The following is a 15,279-nucleotide window of genomic DNA, read 5'->3' on the forward strand; positions in this document are numbered from 1 at the left end:
GCCAAGCCGGCCGGGCCCGACGACCGCCGGGACGTGGCCGAGCGGACGGCGGCGGCGCTGTCGAGTGTGCTGTCGGGCGGGCACAAGGCCTCCAAGGTCACCGTCATCTGCGACCTGGAGACACTGACCGGCGGCAACGCCCCCGCCCGCCTCACCGACGGCACCCCCATCCCCGCCGCCCAAGCCCGCCGCATCGCCCTGGCGGCGGGTGTCTCCCCGCTGCTGCTGGGGCGCGGGAACACCCCGCTGTACCTGGGCTACCGGGAACGCTTCGCGAGTGCTGCCCAACGCCAAGTCCTCGAAACCCTCTACCCCTCCTGCGCGGTGCGGGGATGCGAGATGCCGGGCACGCTGTGCGAGGTCGACCACGTCCACGGATGGGCACTCGGCAGCCCCACCGACATCGACCAACTCGCCCTCACCTGCGGATGGCACAACCGGTTCAAACACACCAGCCCCGACCAGATCCACATCACCAAGGATCCCGACGGGCGGTACGTCTACCGGCTGCTCCCACCGGCCCACGCCCGAGCCGCGACAGGGACGGGACCACCCGGCGGCACCGGCCCACCCGACGACCCCCTCGACTGGGCCGCATAACCCACCCCACCCGCACGACGACCGCCGAGCCCGCCCGGAACCACTCAGGGTCCCGGGCGGACTCGGCATGCCCACACCACACCGCACACCCGCACCGCACGCCAGTGGGTCACCATCGGAGCCGGGCCCCCGGATCCTGCACTGGCCTCGCGGCCCCCATCGTGACTCCAGCCGATGCCTGGCCGGGCCCGCACCCAGATCCACGCGGCTAACCGGACACCCGGCGGCGCCGCAGAGGCGGACGGCGGCGTCGGCGGCACGTGGATCTGGGAACCGGCGTTCAAACCAGGCCGCTGCCTTCGCCGTCCTTCGAGCAGCACCCCCGCAAGGACGATCTCGACGTCCACTGTGTGGCCATAGGGCCTACGAAACAGCGCGGCAAGGTGCCGCGAGAAGTGAACGACGAGGAGGACGCCCCCGCCCCTCAGTGCAGGCCGTCCGCATACTGATCGCAGGCGGCCACGACGAGATGGTCAGTGTCCGGGAACTGCACTTCAGACGGCGGATGGATTGATGGGAAGCCCGGGACGGGGCCGGTCAGGTCTGACGCGCTGGCCCCGGTCGACGCACGTGCGGCGCCCGTCTCGCGCACAGAGGTCGACCTTCGATGCCCCTCTCTCCGTCAGGTGCCCCTGCCGCGTCCCTTGGGTTCTCTTCGTTCCTGACGGAGGGGGTGGTGGGGTGGCGCGACCCGGGGGCGGGGCAGGCGGAGCCTGCCCCTATCACCTGCCCAGGGGCCGCAGAGGCTCCAAAGTCAAGGGTGGACGAAGTCCATCGCGAAGCGACGCCGAAGGCGCCCTTGACTTTGGAGGGGCGGCCCCGTACGCAAGCGCCACCCCACCACCCGAACACCCCTCTTGCCAATCAAGCAACACCCTCTCGAAGGGCACCTGACATCCGTGAGCGACCAGGAAAGCCTTACAGGGACGTCTACTAACCCAATGGAGAGCGCGCAGTGAGTAGGGCCGATTTGGAGCAAGGCAAGCCAGAGCAACGCGTCCGGCAAACGATTACTTAGCCTGAATCCACCGCTCGGCATTCGGCGGTGAAGGCGTCCCGAACATGACGATGCCCTCCGGCCTGGGAGGATGGGAGTTCCTACGCTTCCATGCACCCGGATCGAGAGGGCTCGTCGTAAGTGCGATTGTCTCACGCTGCCGGTAAGACCCATGTGGTGTTCGATGACGAACGGTTGATCTCGTGTGCGGGGCTGGTGCCGGTGATGCGGCTGGCCGAGCGTTGCGGCCTGCCGGACCTGGTGAGCGAGCACGTCCGGGTCGCCGACCGGTGCGGGGCCAACGCCGCGGCGAAAGTGTCCTCGATCGTGGCGGGGATGGCCGCGGGCGCCGACTCGATCGACGACCTGGACGTGCTGCGGCATGGCGGCATGACCAAGGTGTTCGACCAGATCCGGGCGCCGTCCACGCTGGGCTCCTTCCTGCGCTGCCTGCGGTGGGGGAACGTCCGCCAACTGGAGAAGGCCGGGCGGGAACTGCTGAACGGCCTGGCCGCGCACACGCCGCTGCTGCCCGGTGCCGGCGCGCTGGCGTTCCTGGACGTGGACTCGATGCAGCGGCGGGTGTACTCGGCCCGCAAGCAGGGCGCCGGGTTCGGCCACACCAAGATCCAAGGCAAAAGTGTGCTGATCCGTGGCCTGAACACCCTGGCCGCAACGTTGTGCACGCCGCTGGCCGCCCCGGTCATCACCGCGACCAGGCTGCGCGGCGGGACGGCGTCCTCAGCGCGCGGCGCCGACGCCCTGGTCGCCGAGGCGATCGGCACCTCCCGCCGATGCGGGGCCACCGGGCTGCTGGTGATGCGCGGCGACTCGGCGTTCTACTCGGCCAAGGTGATCGCCGCGTGCCGCCGCAACGGGGCCCGTTTCTCGGTCACCGCGAAGATGGACCCCAAGATCAAGACCGCGATCGCCGCCATCCCGGCGGACGCGTGGACCGCGATCCGCTACCCCAACGCGATCTTCGACGAGGAGTCCGGGCAGTGGATCTCCGACGCCGAGGTCGCCGAGACCACCTACACCGCGTTCGCCTCCAAGAAGACCCCGGTGACCGCCCGGCTGATCGTCCGCCGGGTCCGCAGGCTCAACCCCACGGCCCCCACCGGGCAGGACGAACTGTTCAAGGTGTGGCGGTATCACGCGGTCTTCACCGATTCCCCGTTCGAGATGCTGCAGGCCGAGACCCAGCACCGCGACCACACCGGCGCCATCGAGCAGACCTTCGCCGACCTCACCGACGGGCCCCTGGCCCACCTGCCCTCCGGCGACTTCGCCGCCAACGCCGCCCGGCTCACCTGCGCCGCCATCACCCACAACCTGCTGCGCGCGGCAGACTGCCTGGCCTCGGCGCTCCACGCCAAGGCGCGCGGTGCGACGCTGCGCCGTCACCTGATCGACCTCCCGGCCCGCCTCGCCCGGCACGGACGTGGCCATCTCACCCTCCACCTGCCCGAGCACTGGCCCTGGGCACCCGCCTGGCGGGCGGTCTTCGACACCGTCCATCCGCCGCCAACAGCAGCGGCCTGACCAGCCCCGATCCGGTCACCGCACCCTCGACGACCACCACGGTCACCCCGCCCAGAGCCCTCCGACCGCCAGCCTGTGGACAAGCCGCACAAACAGTGAGCGGCGAGCCAAACACACCCGAAACCGCGAGAAATCCGCCTGCCGATCACCCAAACTCACGCGGCGGATTCAGGCTTAGTGCCGCATCGTGAGTTCGTAGTAATCGGCGCCCGGATAGGCCGACGTGTCCGGAATGGCCGTCACTGGCCGGGGCAGCGGGTCGACGTACTTCTTCAAGGGCGGAGTCACCGTCACTTCGGTGTCTCCGGACCCGTGTCCGTGAACCGGCGCCGCGTAGGCCGGTGATTGCCGGAAGGCCTGAGGTAGAAGCATCCCCGACCCTCCGACGGCACCGGCCATGAGGAAATTACGCCACCCGACGACCTTTTCCATCCTTTTGTCCCTTCCAACCGCCCCGGGAAGCGGGACTCAGCGGTGCCCGCCGGTGGCGAGTTTCGCGGTGAGGGCGCCTTCGGTGCCGAAGAGCTCCTCGCGCCAGCGTTCGAGCAGCTCGGTGTTGTCGATGTCGTCCGGGTGGAAGCCCGGCTTGTTGTAGGCGCGGATCCGGCGGACGACCTCGGGCGTCAGGAACGGCGAGTGCCGCAGGCCGGCGATGCTGCGCAGCAGCCGTCCCGGCCGGTAGGCGGCGCGGTCGGTGAGCAGCGAGACGAGCGTGCCGGTGACGATCAGCAGCAGGAACCCGGCGCTGATCCACCGCATCGTCCGGATCCGGGTGCGCTCGGTGCCGCCGACGTGCCGGAAGACGTCGAACGCGACGGCCTTGTGCTCGGACTCCTCCAGCGCGTGCCACAGCAGCACCGACCGGACCTCGGTGTCGCCGAGGAGCGCCTGCGCGCGGGGGCTGGTGAGCAGCACCTCGGCGAGGGTGGCGGTGTAGTGCTCCAGCCCGGCGGTGAAGCCGAGCCGGACGATCGGCGGCAGGAACCGGTCGGCGAGGCCGAGGTCGCGCCGCACGACGGCGGAGAAGTGGCGGGTCGGGTAGCCCATGTCGTGCAGCGCCCTGTTGAGGCGGTCGTGCTCGCGCCCGTGGACGACCTCCTGCCCGATGAACCCGCGGACCTGCTCGGCGAGGCCCGGGTCGGTGATCCGGTCGCGGTAGTGATGGACGGACCGGACGAAGAAGTCCTCGCCGGGCGGGAACGTCGCCGACAGCAGGGCGACGATGTGGCTCATGACCAGGTCGCCGTCCACGTAGTGGCGGCGCATCGAGCCCTTGGGGTGGTCGAAGGCGATCCTGCGGGTGCGGATGGTGCGCTGCGTCATGCGGGCCTCGTCTCGGACACGGGGGGCGCCTGGTTCACTGGCGCCACGGTGTAGGCGTAGTCGTCCAGCGGGAACGTGCGGGCGGCGCGCGCGGCCTGCGCTGCGCTCGTCGGCCGCAGGTAGGGCGTGTCGCCGTGGTGATCGAAGTAGTAACTGTTCGCGGTGGCGCAGCCGTTGGTCGCCCACAGCGAGCGGGCGAGCCGGTCGCGCATGCGGGCGGTCCAGCGCTCGGTCGGCTCGGGCCGCACCTCGACCGCGGTCGCGCCGCGGCGGTGCGCCTCCTGGATCACGCGCACGACATGGGCCGAGGTGGTCTCGACGAGCTGGTGCCAGGTTCCGCCGACCCAGCCGTACGGACCGAACATCATGAAGTGGTTCGGCAGCCCGGGGATGCTGATCCCCTCGTAGGACGCGAGCCGGTGCTCGGCGTAGAACGTCGCGAGGTCGAAGCCGCCGCGGCCGCGCACCGGCGTGCGGCGGAACACCTCCGGGTCGCTGGCCAGGCGGAACCCGGTCGCGAGGACGATCGCGTCGACCCGCCGCTCGCGTCCGTCGGCGGTGCGGACGCCGGCCGGCGTGACGCGCTCGATGGCGTCGGTGACGAGCGAGACGCCGGGCCGGTTGAACGTCTTGAGGTAGGTGTTGGAGACGGACGGGCGCTTGCAGCCGAGGCCGTAGCCGGGGGTGAGCCTGCGGCGCGTCTCCGGGTCCTTGACCTGCGTCCGGTACCAGACCGACCGGGCGAGGCGGGCGCCGCCGTGCGCGATCCACGGTGCCCTGCCGTGCCCGACGACCAGGTCGATCAGCACCATCTCGACGCCCCGCGTCGCGATCCGCCGCACCGCGTCCTGGACGCGCGGCGCGCGCCGGAACAGCCGCCGCAGCGGTCGCGGGATCGGCGCGTCCAGCTTCGGGCCGACCCAGATCGGGGTGCGCTGGTAGACGTCCAGCCGGGCGGCGCGCCGCGCGATCTCCGGGACGATCTGGACGGCGCTGGCGCCCGTCCCGATCACCGCGACCCGCTTGCCGGTCAGGTCGCAGCCGTGGTCCCAGGCGGACGAGCGCAGCACCGTGCCCGCGAAGTCGTCGATGCCGGGGATGTCGGCCGGCTTGGGGTCGACGAACGCGCCGATCGCGCTGACGACGAACCGCGCGGTCAGCTCGCCGGCGGAGGTCCGGAGCCGCCAGAACCGGCCGTCCTCGTCCCAGATCCGCTCGGTGACCTCGGTGTCCAGCCGGACGTGGCGGCGCAGGCGGTAGCGGTCGGCGAGCCCGTCGAGGTATTCCTTCACCTCGGCGCCGGGCGCGAAGACCCGGCTCCAGCGCGGGTTGAGGGCGAAGCTGAACTGGTAGGCCTGCGCCGGGACGTCCACGCCGACGCCGGGGTAGACGTTGTCGCGCCACGTCCCGCCGATGTCGCCGGCGCGTTCCAGGACGACGAAGTCGCCGATCCCGGCGCGCTGGAGCGCGATCGCCATGCCGATGCCGCTCAGCCCGGCCCCGATGATCGCGACCTCGGTGTCCGGCACGGCCAACCTCCTGCTATTGGAATCTCTGTTGAATATATCCGGGAGCGGCGGCCGGCGGGAGGTGTCGGTAGGTACACCCCCGGGATGGTGTCCAGGGCCAATGCCGGACGGCCGCGGGACCGGAAGTCTTGATCACGTCAGCTTCCGAACCGCCGAGGAGAATCCCATGGCCCGCATGATGGTCCGCGTCCTGTCCACCGCGCTGGCCGGCGCCGCGCTCACCGCCGCCGCCGTGCCCGCCGCGAACGCCGCCGCCCGTCCGGGGAACGGCAAGAGCCTGGACGCGAAGGTGCAGGAGCGCGCGGACAGGCTCGTCGCCGACGGAGTGCCCGGCGTGATCGTCATGACCCGGCGCGGCGGCCGGGTCTCGCACGTCACCGCCGGCGTCTCGGACAAGGCGACCGGCGCGCCGATGGACGCCCGCCTGCTGTTCCGCATCGCCAGCGTCACCAAGACGTTCACCGCCACGGTCGTGCTGCAGCTCGCCGCCGAGCACCGGCTGTCCCTGGACGACACCGTCGAGCACTGGCTGCCCGGCCTGGTCGCGGCGAACGGCAACGACGGATCGAAGATCACCGTCCGGCGGCTGCTCGCGCAGACCAGCGGCCTGAACGACTACACGGCCGACCCGCGGGTGATGGCCGACCCGTCCCGCACCTGGCAGCCCGCCGAGCTGATCGCGATCGCGATGGAGAAGCCGCCGCTGTACGCGCCGGGGACCGGCTGGAACTACTCCAACACCAATTACCTGCTCGCCGGAATGATCATCGAGAAGGCGACCGGGCATCCCGTCGGCACCGAATTCCAGCGCCGGATCTTCACGCCGCTGCGCCTGCGCCACACCTACTACCCGACGACGAACCCCGGCTTCCCGGGCCCGTACGTCCACGGCTACTACAACGACTACGGCGACGTCAGCACGCAGATCAGCCCGTCCAGCGCCCGCACGGCCGGCGGCATCATCAGCACGGTCGACGACGTGGCGCGCTTCCACCGCGCCCTGTTCACCGGCCGGCTGCTCCCGGCGAAGCAGATGCGCGAGATGCGGACCGTCCAGCCCGTCAACGACGACGGCGTCGTGGAGGACTACGGCCTCGGCGCGGCCCGCATCGCGTTCTCCTGCGGGTACGGGTGGGGCCATGACGGCGGGTTTCCCGGCTACCGGACGTGGACCTACACCAGCGCCGACGGCCGCCGCCAGGCGGTCATCACCTACAACGAGTCGAAGTTCGAGTACGACGAGACCTTCCGCGCGGACCTCGCGAAGGCCGCCGAGACGGCCTTCTGCGGCTGACCGCCGGGCGCTCCGCGGCGGCCGCCCCGTCCGGACGGACGGGGCGGCCGCCGAATTCGAATCTTCTTCTAACACCCTGCGCTAAATATTCGTGACATCACCCGGATATTCGGCACTTTCCTGACGGCCAGCAGGTCAGCCGCCTAAAACGTGTTCCACGCGCCCGGTTATAACCAGTTGAGCAGCGGCCGACAGGATTTGTTCTTTCGCTCTACAGAACGCGCCCGTTGCGCTGCGTACCGTTCGAGACGTCCTGGACCGCGGACGGCCGGCGCGCGGGGGTCCCCGCTCGGCGCGTCCCACTCCCACCCGCGGTCTCGAACTACCGCCGCCCGCGCCTGCCGGGTCGGGAGGGGCGACCCCACCCCGACCCCCCGCTCCCCGGCCCGCGCGGAACGCGGTGACGGAGGTGCCCGATGACCAGAACCCTCGACCCTGGAGGTCTCGCCGAGCGCTCGTCCGCGCTCCCGCCGCGGCTCGCCCGCATCATGCGTCCCGAACTGCCCAGCCTCGCCGAGGAGATCGTCGCCGAGATCCGGCGCGCCATCCCCGAGTACGCCCGCCCCATCGACGGGCCCTACGGGCACGTGCTGCGCATCAGCGTCGAGCACAGCCTGTCGGCGTTCGTCGACCGGGTCGCCGCGCCGCCCGGCGTCCCCTGCGTCCCGGATGTCAACGACGGCTCCGCCGGCACCGCCCGCATGCTCGGCCAGTACGAGGCGCACGAGGGCCGCAGCATGGACAGCCTGCAGGCCGCCTACCGGATCGGCGGCCAGGTCGCGTGGCGGCGCGTCATGAAGGTCGCGCCGCGCCACGACATCTCCTCCGCGGTCATGTCCCGCCTCGCCGACGCCCTGTTCGTCTACCTGGACGAGCTCGCCGCGGTGTCGCTGGAGGGCTACCTGGAGGCCAAGGCCCGGCCCATCCCGGCGATGGACGACCGGCGCCGCCGCCTCCTGCACCGCCTCGTCGACGAGCCGGACGGCGACGTCGCCGAGGCGGCCGAGGCCGCCGGCTGGACCGTTCCGGCCGAGGTCACCCTCGTCGCGGTCGAACCCGAGGCCCGCTGCGTGTGGACCGCGCTGGACGACGACGTCCTCGCCGACCTCGAATGCGCCGCCCCGCACCTGCTGATGCCCGGCCCGTTCACCGCCGCGCGCCGCGCGATGCTGGACGCGGCCGTCCCGGGCCGCCGCGTCGCGGTCGGCCTCACCATGCCGACCGGGCAGGCCGCCGACTCGCTGCGCTGGGCGCGTCAGGCCTTGTCCCTGGCCCTCGACGGCGTCCTCGACGGCGAGCCCGTGGTGCTGTGCGAGGAGAACCTCGTCACGCTCTGGCTGCTGTCGGACCCGGCGCTGGTCGAGCAGCTGACCCGGCGCCGCCTCGGCATCCTCGACGGCATGACCCCGGGCCAGCAGGACCGGCTCACCGAGACCCTGCGGACCTGGCTGGTCACCCGCGGCACCGCCGCCGAGATCGCCGAGCTGCTGCACATCCACCCGCAGACCGTCCGGTACCGGATGCGCAAGATCGAGCAGACCTTCGGCGCGGAGCTGGAGGATCCCGAGGCCCGGTTCGGCATCGAGGTCGCGCTGCGCGCCGCGTTCCTGCGCTCGCGGCGCCCGTCGCCCGGTCCGCGCCGTCCGGCGCCCGTCCCCCATCCCGCGCCGCGGCTCCGCCGCCTCAAGTAGCCGGCCGCCGGCCCGGCCGGTATGGGCGCCGGGCCGGCGGTATGTGGCGATCTCGTGAGGATGCCTCCGGCCGCGCGGGCACCACGGCGAACATCTGGAATGATCGCGTGATGAGTGGATGTGCGGCGGGTTTGCGACGGCTTGTCGCGGTGGCTGGGGCACTGGCCGCCGTGGCGGGCGCCGCCGCGTGCGGGACGGAGTCCGGCACCGCGTCCGCGCCCGGCGCGCCGTCCGGCACGCCGTCCGGCGCGGTCTCCGGCGGGCCGTCCCCGGTCCTGCCCATCGCCTCGCCGGACCCCTCGACGGCCTGCTCCGCCGAGGGCGTCAGCCTCTCGATGCACCGGCCCGACGCCGCCGCGGGCCTGCGCGCGGCCTGGGTCGAACTCCGCAACTGCGGCACGCGGCCGTACCGGCTGAACGGCTACCCGGCCCTGCGCGTCCTCGACGAGAACCGGCAGCCGTTCGACATCCGGCCCGTCAAGGGCACGCGCGAGATCAAGGACCCGGGGCCGAAGCCGGTGACCGTCGCGCCCGGCGAGTCGGCCCGCGTCGGGATCGTGTGGCGCAACCTCGTCACCGAGTCGACCGTCCCGGCCGTCAACGGCAGCTACCTGGAGGTCCGGCCGGCGCCGGGACGCCCCGTCCTCGTCGTCCGGGCCAACGGGCCCCTCGACCTCGGCAACACCGGCCGCCTGGAGACCACCGCCTGGACGCCCGCGCCGTGACCGTCACCCTCCCGCGGGGAAGCGGACCTGCGGGTCCGGCGGCTGGACCGGCCGGACGATCGGATACCCGGCGGGCGGCGGGCTCGCCGGCGGGGTGCCCGGGCGCGCGGACGGCCCGTCCGGGAACCGCGCGGGCGTCCTGGCGTACCGGCCGGTCGCGCGCGGCGCCGTCCACTCCACGCGACGTTCCGGCTCGGCGCGACGTTCCGGCTCGGCGCGGCGGGCCGAGCGCGGGGCGGGACGGGGCGCGGGGCGCTGCTCGTGGCGGGGGAACGCCAGCAGCGCCAGCACGGCGAACAGCACGCCCGCCAGCCGCAGCAGGAACAGCGCCGGCGCGTGCGGCCACGGCTCCCCGTACAGCAGCGTCGCCGACAGGAGCAGGTGCGTCTTCGCGGTCACGGTCACCACGGTGACGATGATCGTGAGCCGGCAGCGCTGCAGGCCGATGGACAGCAGCCCGAGCCCGAGGACGCCCGCCAGCACGAACAGGTACGGGTGCGGCGTCGACAGGACCGCCGCGCCGCGGTGCCCGGCCAGCATCATCGCCATGCCCTGGCCGAACACCTCCGTCGCGCCGAGCAGCACGCCCGCGCCGAGCCCGTAGGCGATGCCGGTGATCGGCCGCGCGTGCCGCCCCGCGACCGGCCGGTCCCGGAAGAAGAACATCCACAGCGGCAGGCCCAGCGACGGGACGAAGACCAGCCCCGCCTTCCACAGCGGCAGCGCCTGCGCCGCCGCGGCGCCGTCCGGCCGGTGCAGGGCCGCGGCGAGCGTCTCGCCGCGCGCGGGCAGCACCGACAGCGCCGCGGTGATCATCGCGGCGACGACGATGGCGACGGCCAGCCACTCGCGGGACGTGGGCCGCTCGCCGAACCCGCTCATCCCGACGACGAGGAGCAGCGCGAGGCTCAGCCCGTAGGCGGGCAGCGCCGCGACCACCGGCAGGCCGATCAGCCCGCCCGCGAACAGCGCGAAGCCCGCCAGGATCACCCCGACCCCGGCGACCCAGCGGGGGCTGCGCAGCAGCAGCGCCGCACCGTGCAGAGGCCGCCGGCCGCCGAGCGGGCCGATCCGCCCGGCGGCCGTCTTGAACAGGACGAACGCGATGAAGTAGACGGCTTGCGCGGTGCAGGCGAGGACGGCCGCCCACGCGATCTCAGTGCTGCTCACGGTGCACCTCCGGGGGGTGGGCCCCGGGTCCGGAGCCGAAGGAGGCCCCGGCGGGCGGCACCCCCTGTACGGCCGGCCACCGGGCGACGAACGCTGACGCAACGGATCGTGACACGGCGGGAGCGTCCGGCGATTGCACCTATGGCACGGAGATTTCACCGCTTATGTGCGCACATGTGAGTGGCGCGCACACCGCCGTACACCATTTTCACAAGGGGGCGATGGCAGGGTGATCCATACCGTAGGCTCCCGCGCAAGGGTCGATGACCGGGCGTTGGACCGGTCCCGGCCGGTGTACGCGCGTCCCCCGACGCGGCGCGCGGCGCCCGGTCCGGCGGGCGCGTCCCGAAAAGACGCGAATCGACTCGTCCGGCGCATTGCCCGATCACGCACCGCAGGTGAATGATTGCAGTGCGCTTCCGATTCGATGTGGTGATGCGGTGACAGGGATGGAACGGCTCGGCGAACCGTTCGGCTTCGCCGGGGACCCGGTGGAGGGCCGGCGCGCGCGGCGGACCGTGCGCGAGCTGGCCGCCAAGGTCGTCGCCCGCGACGAGCTGCTCGACGACGTCGAGCTGATGGCCGCCGAGGCGATCGCCAACGCCGTCCTGCACGGCAGCGGCGCCATCACGGTCGCGGTCGAGACCGACGGGCGGCGGCTGCGCGTCGAGGTGTCCGACGAGGGCCCCGTCCGGGACGACCTGCACGGCCGCCGCCGCATCGACCACGGCCGCGGCCTCACCGTCATCGACGCGCTCGCCGACGAGTGGGGCCTCGACCAGACGCCCCGCCGCACCCGCCTCTGGTTCGAGATCTCCCAGGAGGACGACGTCTCCCAGGGGGACGTTGTCTCCCAGCGGGACGACCCCCTGGAACCCCCGCCACGACGAACGGACAGTTTCCCGCTCCGCTAGAGCTCCGCGCGAAACAGCCCGTCCGTCGGCGGGCATGCCCGTGGCCGGGCGCGGTCAGCCGGGCGCGGTCAGCCGGGCGGGGTGAGGGACCGGCGGACGACCTTGCCGGTGGCGTTGCGGGGCAGGGCGTCCACGAAGTGCACGTCGCGGGGCACGGCGAAGCGGGCGAGGCGGTCGCGGACGTGCGCGCGGACGGCGTCGGCGTCGAGCGCCTCCCCGTCGCGGACCACGACGTACGCGGCGGCCCGCTGCCCGAACTCCTCGTCCGGTACCCCGGTCACCGCGACCTCGCTGACCTGCGGCAGCGCCGCGATGGCCGCCTCGATCGCGCCGGGGAACACGTTCTCGCCACCGGAGACGATCATGTCGTCGTCGCGGCCGTGCACGAACAGCCGCCCGTCGGCGTCGAGGTGGCCGAGGTCGCCGAGGCTCATCAGGCCGTCCCGCATCTCCTTGGTGTCGCCGCTGGTGTAGCCGGCGAACATCAGCTCGTTGGCGGCGAAGATGCGCCCGGTGGCGCCGGGCGGGACGGGACGGCCGTCGTCGTCGTAGATCGCCACCCGGGTGCCGGGCGGCGGCGTGCCCGCGGTGTCGGGGTGGGCGCGCAGGTCGGCGGGCGTCGCGATGGTGACCCAGGACGCCTCCGTCGACCCGTACAGGTTGTAGAGGACGTCGCCGAACGCGTCCATGAACGCGGTCGCCAGCGTCGCAGGCAGCGCGGAGCCGCTGACGGCGGCGATCCGCAGCGCGGACGTGTCGTACTTCGCGCGGACGGCGTCCGGCAGGTCCATGATCCGCTGGAGCATGACGGGGACGGCGACGAGCGCCGTCGCGCCGGTCGACTCGGCCCGCCGCAGCGTCAGCTCGGGGTCGAACCGGGCGCGCAGCACGATCGTGGCGCGCAGCGACACCGCGACCTGCAGCATCGCGTATCCCCAGGTGTGGAACAGCGGCGCCTCGATGAACATCCGCTCGTGCACCCGGTACGGGATGCGGGACAGGATCGACGCGAGCGGCTGCAGGCCGGGGCGGGAGCGGCGGTCGGCGCCCTTCGGCCGGCCCGTCGTGCCGGAGCTGAGCACGATCGTCCGGCCGGTGCGGGGCGGCGGCTCCAGGGGCCCGGCGGGCGCCGTCGCGATGAGCGTCTCCAGCTCCGCGTCCGGCGACCCGGCGGTGACGGCCCGGACCGTCTTCGGCAGCGCGGCGAGGAACGCGCCGAACTCCGCGTCCGCGATCACCACGTCGGCCTCCTGCTGGGCGACCACCGCGACGAGCTGCTCGGTGCTCATCCCGGTGTTCAGCATGACCAGGTCGGCGCCGGCCTTGCCGCAGGCGGCGAGCGTCTCGACCATGCCGCGGTGGTTGCGGCACAGCACCGCGACGCGCGGCTCCCCGTCCAGCCGGCGCAGCGCCGCGGCGAGCCGGTCGGTGCGGGCGTCGACCTGCCCGTACGTCAGCTCGCCGTGGTCGTCGACGATCGCGACGGCGTCCGGGTCGCGGGCGGCGGCGGACGCGACCGTCCCGCCGAGCAGGGTGCCCCACCGGCGCAGCGCGCCGAGCTGCCGGGCGACGCGGAGCGGCGGTCCGGGGCGCCACAGCCCGCTGCGGACGAACATCTCGCCCGCCCTCGCGACCGACGCGGTGCGCCGCCCGAACTCCGATCGTCCGCTCATCTGCCGCTCCCGGTCCGCCGCGTGATCCAGTGGGGCTTCGACCGTACGGACGGGGGCCCTCGCGGCTCTTGCGACTCAGGCCAGGTGTTCCGGCGGGTCGTTGTCAGGATCCTGACAACGCGCCGGTGCGGGCCGGGCACGGAAACGGGCCGCCGCGTGGCACGCTGCGGCCCGTCGGCCCTTGACCCCGGGGTGTGGGAGCTACCGGCTCGCCGGACGTCCCGTCTCGCTCGCGGCGGCGGGCACCGCCGCGACCGCGGCGACCTCGCCGATCTCGGCCTCGACCGCGCCGGCGGGCGCGTCGTCCGGCAGGTCGAGGCTGTCGCGCAGCGTCACCGGCTTGAGGAACGCCGCCGCGACGATCCCGACGACCGCGATCAGCGCGGAGAACAGGAAGATGTGCCCGGTGGCGTCGCCGTAGGCGGCGCGGACGATCTCCCGGACCGGGCCGGGCAGCGCGCCGACGTCCAGGTTCCCGGTGTCGCCGCCGTCCGCGGACGGGTTCACGCCGATGCGCGCGAGCCCGTGCGCGATGTTGTCCGACACCCGGTTGGCGAGCACGGCGCCGAGCACCGAGACCCCGATCGTCCCGCCGAGCGAGCGGAAGAACGTGACGGTGCCGCTCGCCGCGCCGATCTCGTGCAGGTGCACCGAGTTCTGCACGACGAGGACGAGGTTCTGCATCGCCATGCCGACGCCGACGCCGACCAGGAACATGCCCGCGCCGACGAACACCAGCGAGGTGTGCTGGTCGATGGTCGCGAGCGCCGCGAACCCGGCGGTGAGCACGACCGCGCCGGCGACGATGTAGGACTTGACCTTGCCGGTCCGGGTGGTGAGCCGCCCCACTATGGTGGACGAGCCGAGCACGCCGACCATCATCGGGATCGTGAGCAGGCCCGCCTCGGTCGGGCTGTAGCCGCGGCCGATCTGGAAGTACTGGCCGAGGAAGACCGCGCCGCCGAACATCGCCATGCCGACCGCGAGGCTGGCCAGGATCGCGAGGGCGGTGTTGCGGCGGGCGACGATGCCGAGCGGGACGATCGGCTCGGCGACCCGCGACTCGACCCACACCGCGACGGCGAGGATCGCCGCGCCGGCGCCGACCATCGCGCCGGTCTGCCAGGACAGCCAGGCGAACTTGTCGCCGACGAAGGTCACCCAGATCAGCAGCAGGCTGACGCCGCCGGCCAGCAGCGTCGCGCCCCAGTAGTCGATCCTGACGTCGCCGCGCCGGACGACCGGCAGCTTCAGCGTCTTCTGCAGCAGCGCGAACGACACGACGGAGAACGGCACGCCGATGAGGAAGCACCAGCGCCAGCCGAGCCAGGACGTGTCGACGATCAGCCCGCCGAGCAGCGGGCCGCCGACGGTGGCGACGGCCATGACGGCGCCGAGGTAGCCGTAGTAGCGGCCGCGGTCGCGGGGGCTGATCATCGCGGCCATGACGATCTGGACGAGGATCTGCAGCGCGCCGACGCCGAGTCCCTGCAGCGCGCGGAACACGATGAGCTGCGCACTGTTCTGCGCGAAGCCGGACGCGATCGACGCGACGACGAAAATGACGATCGAGGCCTGGAGCAGCCGCTTCTTGTCGTAGAGGTCGGCGAGCTTGCCCCAGATCGGGGTGCTCGCGGTGGCGGTGAGCAGGGTCGCGGTGACGACCCAGGTGTACTGCGACTGGCTGCCCTTGAGCGCGCCGATGATCTGCGGCAGGGCGGTGGACACGACGGTCTCGCTCAGCATCGCGACGAAGAGCACCAGCAGCAGGCCGCTGAGCGCCTCGAAGATCGATCTGCGCGACATCGTCGCGGACGG

The 15,279-nt window shown here is 72.8% G+C and carries 12 protein-coding genes; 6 read left to right on the forward strand and 6 right to left on the reverse strand.

Annotation, left to right across the window (positions count from 1 at the left end; translation table 11 throughout):
* Both F8568_RS02015 and F8568_RS02020 read left to right on the forward strand, forming a co-directional pair.
* A partial coding sequence (locus tag F8568_RS02015) for an HNH endonuclease signature motif containing protein (RefSeq protein WP_151590710.1) occupies positions 1-600 on the forward strand: 600 nt, incomplete at its 5' end.
* Positions 601-1,738: 1,138 nt separating this feature from the next.
* Complete coding sequence (locus F8568_RS02020; protein ID WP_151590712.1) at positions 1,739-3,142, forward strand: IS1380 family transposase; 1,404 nt, start codon at positions 1,739-1,741, stop codon at positions 3,140-3,142.
* Positions 3,143-3,316: 174 nt separating this feature from the next.
* Here F8568_RS02020 and F8568_RS02025 read toward each other — a convergent pair whose 3' ends face one another.
* Genes F8568_RS02025 through F8568_RS02035 form a run of 3 tightly spaced genes read right to left on the reverse strand, consistent with a single transcriptional unit; the run spans position 3,317 to position 5,994 of the window.
* On the reverse strand, positions 3,317-3,574 hold the full coding sequence (locus F8568_RS02025; RefSeq protein ID WP_151590715.1) for a hypothetical protein: 258 nt from the start codon (positions 3,572-3,574) through the stop codon (positions 3,317-3,319).
* Positions 3,575-3,610: 36 nt separating this feature from the next.
* Positions 3,611-4,465: a metal-dependent hydrolase gene (locus F8568_RS02030; protein ID WP_151590719.1), complete on the reverse strand. Its 855-nt coding sequence runs from the start codon at positions 4,463-4,465 to the stop codon at positions 3,611-3,613.
* Entirely contained in the window at positions 4,462-5,994 is a 1,533-nt protein-coding gene (locus F8568_RS02035; protein ID WP_328600681.1) for a flavin-containing monooxygenase, read from the reverse strand. Before F8568_RS02035 ends, F8568_RS02030 begins: the two co-directional genes overlap by 4 nt.
* A gap of 166 nt (positions 5,995-6,160) precedes the next feature.
* Here F8568_RS02035 and F8568_RS02040 point away from each other — a divergent pair, with 166 nt between their 5' ends.
* From F8568_RS02040 to F8568_RS49320, 3 genes are all read left to right on the forward strand, one after another.
* Positions 6,161-7,288 (forward strand): serine hydrolase domain-containing protein, encoded by a 1,128-nt coding sequence (locus F8568_RS02040; protein ID WP_160573476.1) that lies wholly within the window; start codon positions 6,161-6,163, stop codon positions 7,286-7,288.
* A 416-nt stretch (positions 7,289-7,704) separates the two neighbouring features.
* Positions 7,705-8,979: a helix-turn-helix domain-containing protein gene (locus F8568_RS02045; RefSeq protein ID WP_151590728.1), complete on the forward strand. Its 1,275-nt coding sequence runs from the start codon at positions 7,705-7,707 to the stop codon at positions 8,977-8,979.
* A gap of 149 nt (positions 8,980-9,128) precedes the next feature.
* Positions 9,129-9,704 (forward strand): DUF4232 domain-containing protein, encoded by a 576-nt coding sequence (locus F8568_RS49320; RefSeq protein ID WP_160573477.1) that lies wholly within the window; start codon positions 9,129-9,131, stop codon positions 9,702-9,704.
* Between the two features lie 3 nt (positions 9,705-9,707).
* Here the strand turns inward: F8568_RS49320 and F8568_RS02055 are convergent, their stop codons facing one another.
* Positions 9,708-10,874, reverse strand: a complete 1,167-nt coding sequence (locus F8568_RS02055) for a hypothetical protein (RefSeq protein ID WP_151590734.1) — start codon at positions 10,872-10,874, stop codon at positions 9,708-9,710.
* Positions 10,875-11,323: 449 nt separating this feature from the next.
* On the opposite strand from F8568_RS02055, the gene F8568_RS02060 reads away from it, so the two are divergent.
* Positions 11,324-11,788 (forward strand): ATP-binding protein, encoded by a 465-nt coding sequence (locus F8568_RS02060; protein WP_151591399.1) that lies wholly within the window; start codon positions 11,324-11,326, stop codon positions 11,786-11,788.
* 68 nt (positions 11,789-11,856) lie between these two features.
* On the opposite strand, the gene F8568_RS02065 is transcribed toward F8568_RS02060, so the two are convergent.
* Together F8568_RS02065 and F8568_RS02070 are read right to left on the reverse strand one after the other, a co-directional pair.
* Positions 11,857-13,461 (reverse strand): AMP-binding protein, encoded by a 1,605-nt coding sequence (locus F8568_RS02065; RefSeq protein WP_151590737.1) that lies wholly within the window; start codon positions 13,459-13,461, stop codon positions 11,857-11,859.
* Between the two features lie 201 nt (positions 13,462-13,662).
* Positions 13,663-15,267 (reverse strand): MDR family MFS transporter, encoded by a 1,605-nt coding sequence (locus tag F8568_RS02070; RefSeq protein ID WP_151591401.1) that lies wholly within the window; start codon positions 15,265-15,267, stop codon positions 13,663-13,665.
* Between the last annotated feature and the right edge of the window lie 12 nt (positions 15,268-15,279).

Origin of the sequence: Actinomadura physcomitrii (assembly GCF_008923205.2) — a bacterium.
Lineage (GTDB): Bacteria > Actinomycetota > Actinomycetes > Streptosporangiales > Streptosporangiaceae > Spirillospora > Spirillospora physcomitrii.

What these genes read in the sequence shown, in the direction of transcription:
- F8568_RS02065 (WP_151590737.1), bottom strand. Translation starts at nt 13,461, where the DNA reads ATGAGCGGACGATCGGAGTTCGGGCGGCGCACCGCGTCGGTCGCGAGG.
- F8568_RS02045 (WP_151590728.1), top strand. Translation starts at nt 7,705, where the DNA reads ATGACCAGAACCCTCGACCCTGGAGGTCTCGCCGAGCGCTCGTCCGCG.
- F8568_RS02040 (WP_160573476.1), top strand. Translation starts at nt 6,161, where the DNA reads ATGGCCCGCATGATGGTCCGCGTCCTGTCCACCGCGCTGGCCGGCGCC.
- F8568_RS02060 (WP_151591399.1), top strand. Translation starts at nt 11,324, where the DNA reads ATGGAACGGCTCGGCGAACCGTTCGGCTTCGCCGGGGACCCGGTGGAG.
- F8568_RS02070 (WP_151591401.1), bottom strand. Translation starts at nt 15,267, where the DNA reads ATGTCGCGCAGATCGATCTTCGAGGCGCTCAGCGGCCTGCTGCTGGTG.
- F8568_RS02025 (WP_151590715.1), bottom strand. Translation starts at nt 3,574, where the DNA reads ATGGAAAAGGTCGTCGGGTGGCGTAATTTCCTCATGGCCGGTGCCGTC.
- F8568_RS02030 (WP_151590719.1), bottom strand. Translation starts at nt 4,465, where the DNA reads ATGACGCAGCGCACCATCCGCACCCGCAGGATCGCCTTCGACCACCCC.